The sequence below is a fragment of the Kribbella sp. NBC_00382 genome, assembly GCF_036067295.1.
Taxonomy (GTDB): domain Bacteria; phylum Actinomycetota; class Actinomycetes; order Propionibacteriales; family Kribbellaceae; genus Kribbella.
This window is the reverse complement of sequence record NZ_CP107954.1, coordinates 2,535,978-2,548,620: the sequence shown is the minus strand read 5'-3', so window position 1 is coordinate 2,548,620 and position 12,643 is coordinate 2,535,978. Positions and strand designations below refer to the sequence as shown.

The 12,643-nt window shown below is 67.6% G+C and carries 16 protein-coding genes; 6 read left to right on the top strand and 10 right to left on the bottom strand.

All coding sequences use genetic code 11. From position 1 onward, the window contains the following. Window positions 1–20 precede the first annotated feature (20 nt). From OHA70_RS12545 to OHA70_RS12535, 3 genes are all read right to left on the bottom strand, one after another. Entirely contained in the window at window positions 21–842 is an 822-nt protein-coding gene (locus tag OHA70_RS12545) for a class I SAM-dependent methyltransferase (protein ID WP_328331877.1), read from the bottom strand. Between the two features lie 45 nt (window positions 843–887). Beyond that, window positions 888–1,829 carry a DUF6528 family protein gene (locus OHA70_RS12540; RefSeq protein WP_328331875.1) on the bottom strand — a complete coding sequence of 314 codons (942 nt, stop codon included), beginning with the start codon at window positions 1,827–1,829 and terminating at the stop codon, window positions 888–890. Between the two features lie 189 nt (window positions 1,830–2,018). Continuing rightward, window positions 2,019–2,288 carry a hypothetical protein gene (locus OHA70_RS12535; RefSeq protein WP_328331873.1) on the bottom strand — a complete coding sequence of 90 codons (270 nt, stop codon included), beginning with the start codon at window positions 2,286–2,288 and terminating at the stop codon, window positions 2,019–2,021. An 83-nt stretch (window positions 2,289–2,371) separates the two neighbouring features. Here OHA70_RS12535 and OHA70_RS12530 point away from each other — a divergent pair, with 83 nt between their 5' ends. Both OHA70_RS12530 and OHA70_RS12525 read left to right on the top strand, forming a co-directional pair. Further along, window positions 2,372–3,325, top strand: coding sequence for a helix-turn-helix domain-containing protein (locus OHA70_RS12530; protein ID WP_328331871.1), 954 nt, complete (start codon window positions 2,372–2,374; stop codon window positions 3,323–3,325). A 26-nt stretch (window positions 3,326–3,351) separates the two neighbouring features. After that, window positions 3,352–3,774: a GNAT family N-acetyltransferase gene (locus OHA70_RS12525; RefSeq protein WP_328331869.1), complete on the top strand. Its 423-nt coding sequence runs from the start codon at window positions 3,352–3,354 to the stop codon at window positions 3,772–3,774. Here OHA70_RS12525 and OHA70_RS12520 read toward each other — a convergent pair. From OHA70_RS12520 to OHA70_RS12500, 5 genes are all read right to left on the bottom strand, one after another. Then, window positions 3,771–4,595: an ABC transporter permease gene (locus OHA70_RS12520; RefSeq protein ID WP_328331867.1), complete on the bottom strand. Its 825-nt coding sequence runs from the start codon at window positions 4,593–4,595 to the stop codon at window positions 3,771–3,773. The genes OHA70_RS12525 and OHA70_RS12520 overlap by 4 nt on opposite strands. After that, a complete protein-coding gene (locus OHA70_RS12515; protein WP_328331866.1) occupies window positions 4,592–5,581 on the bottom strand; it encodes an ATP-binding cassette domain-containing protein in 990 nt (329 codons plus the stop codon). Before OHA70_RS12515 ends, OHA70_RS12520 begins: the two co-directional genes overlap by 4 nt. A gap of 149 nt (window positions 5,582–5,730) precedes the next feature. Further along, complete coding sequence (locus OHA70_RS12510) at window positions 5,731–6,426, bottom strand: PadR family transcriptional regulator (protein WP_328331865.1); 696 nt, start codon at window positions 6,424–6,426, stop codon at window positions 5,731–5,733. Between the two features lie 68 nt (window positions 6,427–6,494). Further along, window positions 6,495–7,007 (bottom strand): GNAT family N-acetyltransferase, encoded by a 513-nt coding sequence (locus OHA70_RS12505; RefSeq protein WP_328331863.1) that lies wholly within the window; start codon window positions 7,005–7,007, stop codon window positions 6,495–6,497. Between the two features lie 34 nt (window positions 7,008–7,041). Continuing rightward, the gene (locus OHA70_RS12500; RefSeq protein ID WP_328331861.1) at window positions 7,042–8,124 is read right to left on the bottom strand and encodes an adenosine deaminase; all 1,083 of its coding nucleotides are present in this window, start codon (window positions 8,122–8,124) and stop codon (window positions 7,042–7,044) included. Between the two features lie 74 nt (window positions 8,125–8,198). On the opposite strand from OHA70_RS12500, the gene OHA70_RS12495 reads away from it, so the two are divergent. Continuing rightward, window positions 8,199–8,684 carry a DUF1016 N-terminal domain-containing protein gene (locus OHA70_RS12495; RefSeq protein ID WP_328331859.1) on the top strand — a complete coding sequence of 162 codons (486 nt, stop codon included), beginning with the start codon at window positions 8,199–8,201 and terminating at the stop codon, window positions 8,682–8,684. A 112-nt stretch (window positions 8,685–8,796) separates the two neighbouring features. Next, entirely contained in the window at window positions 8,797–9,585 is a 789-nt protein-coding gene (locus OHA70_RS12490; RefSeq protein ID WP_328331857.1) for a DUF899 domain-containing protein, read from the top strand. A gap of 4 nt (window positions 9,586–9,589) precedes the next feature. Here OHA70_RS12490 and OHA70_RS12485 read toward each other — a convergent pair whose 3' ends face one another. Beyond that, window positions 9,590–10,051, bottom strand: a complete 462-nt coding sequence (locus tag OHA70_RS12485) for a nitroreductase family deazaflavin-dependent oxidoreductase (protein WP_328331855.1) — start codon at window positions 10,049–10,051, stop codon at window positions 9,590–9,592. A gap of 122 nt (window positions 10,052–10,173) precedes the next feature. Here OHA70_RS12485 and OHA70_RS12480 point away from each other — a divergent pair, with 122 nt between their 5' ends. Beyond that, the gene (locus OHA70_RS12480) at window positions 10,174–10,863 is read left to right on the top strand and encodes a TetR/AcrR family transcriptional regulator (protein WP_328331853.1); all 690 of its coding nucleotides are present in this window, start codon (window positions 10,174–10,176) and stop codon (window positions 10,861–10,863) included. On the opposite strand, the gene aat is transcribed toward OHA70_RS12480, so the two are convergent. Continuing rightward, window positions 10,847–11,533: a leucyl/phenylalanyl-tRNA--protein transferase gene (gene aat, locus OHA70_RS12475; protein ID WP_328331851.1), complete on the bottom strand. Its 687-nt coding sequence runs from the start codon at window positions 11,531–11,533 to the stop codon at window positions 10,847–10,849. The two genes, OHA70_RS12480 and aat, sit on opposite strands and share 17 nt — an antisense overlap. A 97-nt stretch (window positions 11,534–11,630) precedes the next feature. On the opposite strand from aat, the gene OHA70_RS12470 reads away from it, so the two are divergent. Continuing rightward, window positions 11,631–12,542: a class I SAM-dependent methyltransferase gene (locus OHA70_RS12470; protein WP_328331849.1), complete on the top strand. Its 912-nt coding sequence runs from the start codon at window positions 11,631–11,633 to the stop codon at window positions 12,540–12,542. Window positions 12,543–12,643 lie beyond the last annotated feature (101 nt).

Here is a 12,643-nt window from a genome sequence, read left to right as displayed (position 1 = left end):
CACCCGGTAGGAGCACCGTCCTAGCGGCGACGCGCTTGCAGGGTGTAGGTGGCGGGGAGACGCTCCGGTTGATCCGTGAGGCGCCACTCGCCCTGCTCGTCGCGCGTCATGTGACCCGCCAGCGGCATCCACGGAGCACTGTCGTGCTCCTCGAGGTCGGTGACGTCGAGGCCGGCCTTCGTCAGCGCCGTGAAGATCTCCCCGAGCCCGTGGTTCCACTCGTGGGTGGTGTTGTGGCTGAACTCGGCGTCGGTCTCGACGTAGGTACCGCCCTCGTCCCAGATCTGCGGCGCCTCGGTCTCGAAGTACGGCGCGTCGAGCACGATCTCGCCACTCGTCTTGGAGACGCCGAGCGACCACAGCATCGGGTGCCCCTCGCGGATGAACAGCCGCCCGCCCGGCTTCAGCAGCCCCGCCACGACGTCGGCCCAGCGCTGGATGCTCGGCAGCCAGCCGATCGCGCCGATCCCGGTGAAGACCAGGTCGTACTGCGCTTCGCCGAGCACCTCGACAGCGTCGTACACGTCGGCCTGGTGGAAGTCGATCTCGTGCCCGAGCCCGTCGGCGAACTTCTGCGCCTGCTCGATTGCGGGCGCGGAGAAGTCCAGCCCACTCATCCGCGCACCGAGCCGCGCGAGCGACACCGTGTCGGTACCGATGTGGCACTGCAGGTGCACGCCCCGCAACCCGGCGATGTCCCCCAGCCGCGGCACGTCGAACTGCACGACCTGACTCAGGTACTCCGGGTCTGCGAATTTGTCCAGCATGTAGTCGGGTGACGCGGCATGCGCCGACACCCGCTCATCCCAGCTGGCCCGGTTCACCGTGCGGTAGTCGTCCATGAGCCCGACTGTGACATAGGTTCCCGGACCACGCCTGTGGTTTTCCTACTGGAAGGCGGTGGTCCAGATCCGTGCCTTGTAGAACTGGGCGCCGGTACGGGTCCGGTCGGCCGACGCGGAGAAGCGGACCGTCTTGTTCGCCCAGTCGCGCGGCTGGGTGCCGTCGCCCTTGATCGAGACGACTTCGCCCGACGAGTGCTTCACGTACGACTTCACGCTGCGCTCGGTGGAGATCTGCCGGCTGCGGAACGTCCCGCCGTCGGTGAGCAGCTCGTACACGCCTTTAGTTGCCGTGATCAACATCTTCTGGTGGTTGGTGTAGTCGGGCTGCAGATCGTGCCCGAGATTTCCACTGCCCAGGCTGAAGTGCGCGGCGTACTTCAGCCGCGTACTGCGCTTGCTCCCGGTCACCGCGTAGTGGCTGAACCGGTTCTTGCCGACCACCCAGAGCAGCGAGTAGGTGGGGTCCCACAGGACGCCATGCGCCCCGGCATAGTCGATGGTCTGTACCTTCGCCAGGCTGCCCAGGTTGGCGACACTGCTCGGCGCGTACACGGTCAACTTGCCGTCCGAGCTGGCGACGATCACCGAGCCGTTGCCCGGTACGCGCTCGATCGCGTGCGGATTGCCACCCGGCGTCGCCGACCAGGACAGGTCGTTCAGCTCGGTGTCCTTCTCGCTGCCGATGTTGACGATCCCGGCCTTGCCACCCGACGCGGCCACCAGCGCGATCCAGCCCTGCGCCTCGGTCGCCCGGAACTTCACGTCCGACAGGTTGGCCCAGGCGCCACCACCCGGACTGAAACTCCAGTGCCGGTTCGCGTCGCTGAATGCCTTGCTCTTGTCGAAGACCATCACCTTGTTCTGCGTCTGCTCAGTGGTCCCGACGTAGTAGCTCGCCGTCGCCGCAGCCTGTGCCTGCTGCTGCCCCAGGACTGCTGCCGCCGGCGCCGCGGCCAGGCCGAGAAGTAGGGTCCTGCGCTCCATCGATCTGATCCTCCGTCGGTCGGGATGGACCATCCACCCTGCCAACCGACGGGGTCAACTTTCGATCCGAGTCGAATTGCTTGACAAATTCTTACCGCTGCTGTGGTTGACCACGCCGGAAGACCCGCCTAGCAGCTCCATAGCGATGGCCGGGGAGAGTGGTCTCCCCGGCCATTTGCGTGCTGCTCGTCAGGCCGCGTGGCGGCCGTGTGAGTGGAGGACCCGGGCGCGGCGGATGCTGACGACGCTGCCGGTGTTGGCGACGGGCTTGTGGGAGAACGGCTCTGCGGCGCCACCGAGGGCGAGCAGGTCGAGCTTGGACCTGGCGGTGTCGCGGTCGTCGGCAACCCAGCTGCCATCGGGCCCGTGTCCGAGTCCGGCGGCGTTCCGCCTGCTGCTGCCTTCGAGAGCCGCGATCACTACCAGCGCGAGTACTGCGAGGACGATGATTCCGTTCATGGCAGTAATCATGCTACCAACCACATCCAGCCACAATTGGCACTATTGACTGTCACCCACAAATTTCTGCCATACTGGCTCACATGCTGCGGAAGATCGCTGTCGTCCTGATGGAGGACGTCGCTTTGTTCGAGTTCGGGGTGGTCTCGGAGGTGTTCGGGATCGACCGGACCGACGACGGCGTACCGGCCTTCGACTTCAAGGTGTGCTCGACCACGCCGGGCGAGCCGCTGCTCACCAGCAGCCACTCGTCCGTCATCGCGCCGTACGGGCTGGAGGAGCTGGAGGACGCCGACCTGGTCGCGCTGCCCGCCACCACCTGGCGCGGGGCGTACGACGAACGCATCCTGGACGCCCTCCGGACAGCGCACGCCCGGGGCGCGATCCTGCTGACGGTCTGCTCGGGCGCCTTCGTGCTCGGCGCGGCCGGCCTGCTCGACGGGCGCTGCTGCGCGACTCACTGGCGGTATGCGGACAAGTTCCGCGAACAGTTCCCCGAGGCCAAGCTCGACGCGGACGTGCTGTTCGTCGACGACGGCGACATCATCACCAGCGCCGGTACCGCCGCCGGCATCGACGCCTGCCTCCACCTCGTCCGCCGCGAACTCGGCAGTGCGGTGGCGACCCGCATCGCCCGCCGGATGGTCGTCCCGCCGCAACGGGACGGCGGCCAACGCCAGTACGTCGAAGTACCGGTCCCCGAACAGTCCGGCGAAAGCCTGCAACCGGTCCTGGACTGGATGGTCGACAACCTCACCATCGAACACACCGTCCCCGAGCTCGCCCGCCGAGCGCAGATGTCCGACCGAACCTTCGCCCGCCGCTTCGTCGCCGAAACCGGCACCACCCCCCTCAAATGGGTCACCACCCAACGAGTCCTGCACGCCAGAACCCTGCTGGAGCAGACGAAACTAGGCATCGAACAGATCGCCACCGAAGCCGGCTTCGGCACCGCAGCCCTACTCCGCCACCACTTCCGCCGAGTAGTAGGCGTCCCACCCCAGGACTACCGCCGAACCTTCCAAACCGCAGGCTGACACGGGCCGTAGGTACGATCGCTCAGATGGCGGCGATCGACTTTCGGGTGGCGACAGCGGCGGATGCGCCTGGCGTGCTGGCCTTCTGGGCCGATGCGGCCGAAGACTCGGATCGGCCGCCGGACTCACCCGAGGCGGTCGTGCGACTGATCGCCCGCGATCCCGCCGCCCTGCTGCTCGCCGAGGACGACGGGAAGCTGGTCGGCTCGGTGATCGCCGGTTGGGACGGCTGGCGGTGCCATCTGTATCGTCTCGCCGTCGCGCCGAGTCACCGCCGGCGCGGGATCGGCCGCGCTCTCGTCGCATTGGCCGAGAGCCGCTTCGCGGAGTACGGCGGACGGCGGGCCGACGCGATGGTCCTCGATGCGAATGCCGAGGCCCATCGCGCCTGGAGCGCGGCCGGGTACGCCGCCCAACCGAACTGGTCCCGCTGGGTCAAGCCGCTCTAGACCGAGCGTTGGTACGTGCGGAAGGCTCGGGTTGAGAGGTAGCCGACTATGAGGGTGAAGGCCAGGAGGTAGAGGCCGTGGCGGGTGGCTGAGTTCCAGTCGGGGGTGGCTGAGAGGGCTTGGCGGGCGGTGATGGCGGCCCAGTCGACTGGGTTGTAGCGGGCTGCTACGGCTACCCAGTGGGGGGCGAGTTTGGGGTCGAGCATGATCGAGGACATGAAGGTCAGGGGGAGGGAGATGAATTGGGAGATGCCGATCAAGGCTTCTTGTTGGCGGGTTAGGAGGGCGACCGCGTTGGAGAGGGAGCCGAAGGCGGTGCCTACCAGCATGGAGACGAGGATCGTTACCGCGTAGCCGAGGACGCCGCCGTCGTAGCGGGCGCCGGCTGCGAAGCCGATGGCGAAGACGAGGATCGTCTGGATGACGGTGGTGGTGCCGTTGCTGATCAACTGGCCGGCCATCAGGGCGCCTCGGCGGACCGGCGAGGTGAGCATCCGGTCCATGACGCCACGTTCCATGTCGGCGATGAAGGTGGTGCCGTTCCAGCCGCTCGTCATCAGGGCGGTCATCATCACGATGCCGGGGGTGAGGAACGCGATGTACGACGAGTCGCTCCAGCCCGGCAGCGCGACAACACCTTTGAACAGCTGGCCGAAGAGCAGCAACCAGATCGCCGGTTGCACCAGTGTGAAGGCGATCAGGGCGGGAGACCGGTACTGCGCTCGCAGCCAGCGGCCGGTGATGAACGCGGTGTGAGTGAGGAAGCCGCCCCGGCGTGCAGGGCTGGATGTGGTGACTCGATCTGCTGTCAGCGTGCTCATGCCGCCTGCTCCTTCTCCGCCGTCTTGAACGAGCGACCCGTGTACTGCAGATAGACATCATCGAGAGACGGCCGCGACACCGTGACCGCGGTGACCGGAATCGCCTTCTCCTCAAGGGCTCCCAGTACTGCGGGAACCGCGGTCGCGCCACGGTCGACGCGTGCCCGCAAAGTGTTGCCGTCGACAACGATCTCGCCGACCCCAGGCAGGGTGGCCAGCAGCCTGGTGACCGTGCCGTCGAGGTCGGCGTCCACCAGCTCGACCTGTACCGAGTCGCCGCGCAGCTCGGCCTTCAGCGCTTCAGGGGTGCCTTCGGCAACGATCTTGCCGTGGTCGACGATCGCTAGCTGGTCGGCCAGTCGGTCGGCTTCCTCCAGGTAGTGGGTCGTCAGGAGGACGGTGAGGCCTTCGGTGCCGGAGAGTCTCTCGACCTCGTTCCACAGGTCCGCGCGGGCTTCTGGGTCGAGGCCGGTGGTCGGCTCGTCGAGGAAGAGCACGCGCGGGCGGTGGACGAGTCCGAGCGCGACGTCGAGCTTGCGCTGCATGCCGCCTGAGTACGTGCGGACCTGCCTCGAGGCGGCCTCTGTGAGGTCGAAACGGGCGAGGAGTTCGGCGGCACGGCGTACCGACTCCTGCCTGGACAGGCCGTAGATGCGGCCGGACAGGACGAGGTTCTCGACGCCGGTCGCCATCGGGTCCGAGCTGGACTTCTGCGGCACGTAGCCGATCGCATGCCGGACCTCGGCCTGCTGCTTGACGACGTCGAAGCCGGCCACCCGCGCGGTACCGGAGTCGGCCCGCGACAAGGTGGTGAGGATCTTCACGGTGGTGGACTTGCCCGCGCCGTTCGGCCCGAGCAATCCCAGTACTACGCCCTCCGGGACCGTGAAGCTCAGTCCGTCGAGCGCCCGCAGCGGCGGCTTCTTGCGGCCGGCGGGATAGGTCTTGACCAGTTCTGCTGCCTCGAGGGCAGGGGGTGATGCCATGGTGACGTGACTCCTCTTGCTGAGTGATGAGGAGTCGACCCGGCTATCCTGACCAGTGCGCCTTGGGTGTCAGGTCTCGCTTGCGGGATCGACTCGAGGAACTGCGGCCCTTGGCCCGGGAGTTGCCGCTCCCTGGTCGAGGGCCGTGCTTATCTACTTTCCGGTGGGATCTCCTGCAGCCAGGGGAGCTCCTCTCCGAAGTACTTGACCGGGTCCTTGAACAGGTCGGCCGGCTGGATGCCGTACTTCTCGACGGCCTCGAATCCCTTGCGCCAGAAGGCCGAACCCTCCAGCTCGTCGGTCCGGATCGCCCGGACCAGCTTGCGGGTGTAGGTGATCTCCGCCTGGACAAGGGCGAGCCGGAACTCGGACTCGACCCAGAAGATCCGCGGGAACTGGTTCGACGCCATCTCCGCGTGCGTGGTCTCCAGCTTCTCGATCTCGGCGGCCAGCGCCTCGATCCGCTGGTCGAGCAACTCGACGACCCGGTCCGGCGAGAACGCCGGAAGGTAGGCCAGGCCCGCTTCCAGCTGGCTGTACTCCCGCTCCGGACTGCCGAGCAGCTCGGCCAGCCAGTCGGCGAACTCGTCCCGGCCGGCGGCGGTGATCGCGTAGACGGTCTTCTCCGGGCGATTGCCGTCGCGCACGGTCTCGACCGCCTCGATGAAACCGTTCTTCTCGAGCGCGGCGACGACCGAGTAGAGCGAGCCGTAATTGAGCTTGATGCTCAGGTCCTTGCCGCGGGTCTTGAGCATGGTCGAGATCTCGTACGGGTGCATCGACCGCTCACCGAGGCTGCCGAGCACGGCGAACGCCAACGGGTTCGCCACTTTGCGCTTGGCCATACGGACACCTCCTCGATCTCGATTACTCGAAACCGAATATTAGCTTCCGGGTATCCGGTGTCAAGTAGTCAGACCGACCGCTCGAAGAGCAACTCCAGGCCGTCTTCCTCATCCCACTGCTCGCCCGCCTCGAGGAAACCGAAGCCGGCGATGGTCGCGAGGGAGGCGGCGTTGGTGGGGCTGATCGAGGCGCGCACGGTCTTCACGCCGGGCTCCGCGGCCGCACGGTCGATGAGCGCGGTGAGGATCGCCTTCGCGTAGCCCTGCCGCCGGTACCGCGCATCGACCGTGTAGCCGACCTCGACCATGCCGTTCTCGTCGGGCGGACCGTGATAGCCGCCGTGGCCGATCACGACGCCTTCGGGCTCGGAGACAGCCGCCCGGACGATCCAGCGGGCGGCTTCCGGGTCGTCCTCGATCTGGGCGATCCGGTAGTTCCACAGCCATTTCGACTCATCGTTGGCGAACAACTCGGTCAGCTCGACGCCCGCTTCCTGGCTGGCCGCGGCCAGGTCGCCGGCGAGCAACGCGGCCATCGTCGTACCGGACAACTCCACGAACCTGATCTGCTTCGGCGTCATGCCGTCGATGCTGCGTCGCCCGGCGGCTCGGCGTCTATCCCTTTAGCGCTTCGGCGTACCAAGGCTTGATGATGCCGTCGATGATCGCGAGGCGTTCGTCGAACGGGATGAAGGCCGACTTCATCGCGTTGATCGCGAACCAGCGGAAGTCGGCCAGGCCGTAGTCGAAGGCCTCGGCGAGCAGGGCGAGTTCGCGGCTCATCGAAGTACCGCTCATCAGCCGGTTGTCGGTGTTCACCGTGACCCGGAACTTGAGCTTGGCGAGCAGGCCGATCGGGTGCTGGGCGATCGAGTCGGCCGCGCCGGTTTGCAGGTTGGAGCTCGGGCACATCTCCAACGGGATGCGCCGGTCGCGCACGTACGCCGCCAGCCGGCCGAGCTCCACCTTGCCGTCCAGCCCGGCGCTCTCGTCGTACCTGATGTCGTCGATGATCCGTACGCCGTGGCCGAGCCGGTCCGCGCCGCACCACTGGATCGCCTGCCAGATCGAGGGCAGGCCAAACGCCTCGCCGGCGTGGATGGTGAAGTGCGCGTTCTCGCGCTGCAGGTACTCGAAAGCGTCCAGGTGCCGGGTGGGCGGGTAACCGGCCTCGGCGCCGGCGATGTCGAAGCCGACCACACCGGCGTCGCGATAGGCGACGGACAACTCGGCGATCTCCATCGACCGTGCCTGATGGCGCATCGCGGTCAGCAACTGCCGCGCCACGATCGGCCGCTCGGCCCTGGCCATGCCGTCCTCGAACCCCTCACGCACGGCATCGACCACCTGCTCAAGGCTGAGCCCGGCGGTGAGGTGCTGCTCGGGGGCGTACCGGACCTCGGCGTACACGACCCCGTCGGCGGCCAGGTCCTGCACGCACTCGCTGGCGACCCGCTTGATCGCCTCGGCCGTCTGCATCACGGCGACGGTCTGGTCGAAGGTCTCCAGGTACCGCTCCAGCGACCCGGAATCCGCAGACTCGACGAACCACTGCCCGAGCTCACCGGCATCCGTCCGCGGCAGCTTGTGCCCGACCTCTGCCGCGAGCTCCACCACGGTCTCCGGCCGCAACCCACCGTCGAGGTGGTCGTGCAACAAGACCTTCGGCGCGACCTTCAATTCCTGCTGCGAGATCATGCCCGCCATCTTGCCCCAAGCTGCCCGCCGAAGGCCTTCGTGTCGCCGTCGGCCTCGGTCACATCCTGGCTCCCATGACCTCGACTCCCACCGAACGGCCCTCGATGCCGGCCTGGTACCCGGCCTTCCTCGAGGCGGTCGCCGCCCACCTCGTCCTGGACCGCGAGCCACTGCTCACCCATTGGTGGATCGGCCGTGAACTCCTGCGCTGGCAAGAGAAGCCCGACTGGACGAACCGCTGCCTGATCCACCTCTCCACCGACCTCACCGCCCGCTTCCCCGCGCACAAAGGCCTGTCGGTCCGCAACCTCACCTACATGCGAGCCTTCGCCGAAGCCTGGCCGCACGAGGCGTACGCCCGGGGCCCACTCGCCGGGCTCCCCTGGTACCACCACCTGACCCTGCTCCAGCTCCTCGACAACCCCACCCTCCGCCTCTGGTACGCCCGCCAGTCCATCGACAACAACTGGACCCGCGCCGCCCTCACGACCAACATCACCAACAACCTGTACCGCCAAGCCCACCTCCGCCGCCCGCCCAAACGCCCCTCGACCGACTGAAATCGCCCTTGACCCCCAGATCCGACACGCTCGAACCCAGCTGCCCCGCGCTGCCCCGGTACTGGAAAGCGCATCGCGGGGAACGGAGTCGGGGAGAGCGAGGAGGAACGGAATGACCGAGATGGGGAACTTGCCGCCGGTGGTCGGGCGGGACGAGTGGTTCGCGGCTCGACGGGGATTGCTGGAGAAAGAGAAGGCGGTCACCAGGGCCCGCGATGAACTCAATGCCGAGCGCCGGCGGTTGCCGATGGTCCTGGTGGACAAGGACTACCGGTTCGAAGGCGCAGAGGGCGAGGTCGGGCTGCTCGACCTGTTCGACGGCCGGCCGCAGCTGGTGATGCATCACTTCATGTACGGGCCGGATTGGGATGCCGCCTGTCCCAGTTGCAGTTCAGCGGCCGACGGGATCGGGCGGCTCCGGCAGCTGTACGTGCGCAACACCTCGCTCGTCGCGGTGTCGCGGGCACCGTACGAGAAGCTGGCCGCGTACCGCGAGCGGATGGGCTGGGCCTTCCCCTGGTACTCGTCCTTCGGAAGCGACTTCAACTACGACTTCCATGCCACGCTCGACGACCGGGTGGCGCCGGTGGTGCTGCACTACCGGACCCAGGACGAGATCGCCGACGCCGGTACGCCGTGGACGAACGGCCCGTGGACGCCCGACATGAACGGCGAGGAGATGCCGGGGATCAGCACCTTCCTGCAGGTCGGTGACGACGTTTTCCACACCTACTCCACGTTCGGCCGCGGGATCGAGGAGTTCCACAACATGTACCACTACCTCGACCTCACCGCGCTCGGCCGCCAGGAGGAGTGGGAGGAACCGAAGGGCCGGGCGACACCCCTGGGCCTTCAGGTCGGCGGGCCCAACCTGCGCCTGCCCGACCAGTACGACCTGTGACGACTCAGGCGCTGTGGATCCTGAAGACCGGTACGCCGGGGGCCACGTGCAGCAGCGTCTCGAGCGGGGAGTCCTTCCGCACGTCCTTGCCGAAGAAGGCGCCGACCTCCCAGGCCCACTTCACCAGGTAGGTGCGGATGATGTCGGGCTTGTCGGCGTCGGCCAGCTCCTCAGCGCGGAAGGACTCGACTCGGCGGCCGACACGGAGGGTGCCGTTGCCGCTGGCACGCAGGTTGCGGACCCACTGCACGTGGCCGCGCGGGGCGACCAGGTAGCGCTCGCCGTCGACGACGAGCAGGTTGACCGGGTTGCTGCGCCATTCGCCGGATTTGCGGCCCTGGACCGAGAGCACCCGGCTGCCCATCAGGCTGATGCCGAGGTTGGTCAGGCCGGCCACCACCTTGTTCATCGCCAGCATGCTGCCGCGGCCGGTGGTCACCACTCGCTTGTCGTTGTACTCCTGCATCAGGATCGCCTCCCAGTTTGCGAGAGCGGTGCTCTCTGTTGTGACCAGTGAACACCAGCTCGACACGCGAGTCAAGAGCAGTGCTCTCGATTTAGGTCAGTGATCGTGGCAGACTGCGGAGCATGAACGCCGGACGGACCGCCCGTGACCGAGCCCGGGCCGAGCTGACGCAGGAGATCAAGGACGCCGCGCGCCGCCAGCTCGCCACCGAGGGCGCCGAGCGGCTGTCGCTCCGGGCCGTCTCGCGCGAGCTCGGCATGGTCTCGTCGGCGCTCTACCGGTACTTCCCCAGCCGCGACGAATTGCTCACCGCGCTCATCATCGACGCGTACAACGCGCTGGGCGCCAAGGCCGAGACAGCCGCCAAGAATGCGGCGACTCCACGCGAGGCCTGGCTCGCCGTCTGCCAGGCGGTCCGGACCTGGGCGATCAAGCACCCGCAGGAGTACGCGCTGATCTACGGCTCACCGGTCGCCGGATACCAAGCTCCTGAGAGCACGATCGAGCCAGCCGGTCGGGTGGCGATCGCGTTGCTCCGGATCTTGAGTGAGGCCCAGGCTTCCGGCGTACTGGTTCCGCCCGACGGCACCCCGGAGCCCAGCACGTTGGTGGCGGAGCAGCTTGGCGTGCTGGCCGAGTACGCGCCCGAAGTACCGCTGAAGGTGCTCGGCCGCGGGATGATCGCGTTGACCCAGCTCTACGGGATGGTCAGCTTCGAGTTGTTCGGCCAACTGGTCGGCACGATGGATCCGGCCGACGAGTTCTTCGCGGACGCGACCGGTCAGCTGGCGACCTTTATTGGTATCGGCTGAGGCTTCCGCCGAAGGCGAGCGGCAGCGGGAAGGCCAGCGCCCGATCCACCCGGCGGACGTACGTCTCGCGCGGAATCGAGACGGCGCCGAGCGTCGCAAGATGGCTGGTCACCCACTGGATGTCGAGCACTCGCTCGGAGGCGAACTTGTCGCTGAGCAACTCGACCAGCCCGGCCACCGCGGCCTTCGAGCCGTCCGTCTTGTGGTGGAACATCGACTCGCCCGCGAACAGCCCGCCGATCGCCACGCCGTACAGCCCGCCGGCCAACTCGTCGCCGTCCCACGCCTCGACCGAGTGAACCCAGCCCATCTCGTGCAGCTTCGTGTACGAGGCGATGATGTCGTCGTCGATCCACGACCCCGGCCGACTCGGGTCCGCGCAGGCCCGGATGACCTGGTCGAACGCCGTGTTGACCCGGATCTCGAACCGCTGCCGCGCCCGCCGCAGCGACCGCGACGGCGTGAACCCGTCGACCTCGATCACCCCGCGATCCACCGGCGACCACCAGAGCAGCGGCCCATGACTGTCCGGCATCGGGAACAGTCCCCGCTTGTACGCCGCCAGCACGGTGCCCGGCTCGAGATCCGCCCCGGCCGCCACGACGTCGCTGGCCCCGGCGACCGCGACCGGCGGGAACTCCCACACGGAGGCAGGTGGATCGATTGGCACCCCACCATCCTGGCCTACCCCGCCGACAGGTTGAACGCCTACCCAGGCCGCAACATCTGTTGACAGGCCTAGCAGTCCGCAACATATGCTGCCGAGCATGGAGATCATCGAGCAGGTCGAGGGTTCCGGTGGGCTCGACGGGCTCGCGCGGATGACCGAGGTGATCGCCGCGCTGGAGCATCGGCGGAGCGAGCTGATCGAGCAGTTGCGATCGCAGCGGCTGGCGAGCTGGGAGGAGATCGGGCAGGCGTGCGGGATGACCCGGCAAGGGGCGAGTCGCCGCTGGTCCAAGCACGCCCAGGCGACTTCCTTCGGCGATGCGGCCGCGGCGTACCGGCGTGGACGACCGTCCTATCCGGTATCAGCGGTCGACTGGCTGGTCCCTGGTACTGCGAAGTCGGTGCTCGATCTTGGCGCCGGTACTGGCAAGCTCACGGAACTGCTGGCCGCTCGCGAGCTTGCGGTGACGGCCGTCGAGCCGTTGGCGGCGATGCGTGAGGAACTGGTCGCGGCGGTGCCGTCGGCCGACGTACGGGATGGTTCGGCCGAGGCGATTCCCCTGGAAAACAAGGCTGTTGACGCTGTGGTGGTGGCGCAGGCGTGGCACTGGTTCGACCCCGCTGTGGCGTTGCCGGAGATTGCGCGGGTGCTGACGCCGGGCGGGACGCTTGGGCTCGTGTGGAACATCCGCGACCACACCGTGCCCTGGGTCGCCGAGCTCGATCGCGTGCTGCACCGGCACGCTCGCCAGGAGATCGACTCCGCACCACCGATCGGTACTCCGTTCCGCGCGGTCGAGCGACTCGAGATCCGCTGGGAGCACGCGCTCACCCGGGCCGAGCTGCTCGACATGGTCGCGTCACGGTCGTACGTCATCACGATGCCCGCCAAGGACCGCGACGAACTCATGCACCAGGTCACCGAGCTGCTCGACTCGCACCTCGACCTGCGCGGCCGCAAGAACCTCACGATGCCGTACGTCACTCGGTGCACCCGCGCCCAGCTCTGAGTGAGCAAGGGACCGGCCGGGGTTTCTCCCGAGTGGCGCGAGCTGGGGTGACACGTAGAGTTGAGAGTGCTGCGCCTGTCCGCGGGTCTCCGGGGAACGGG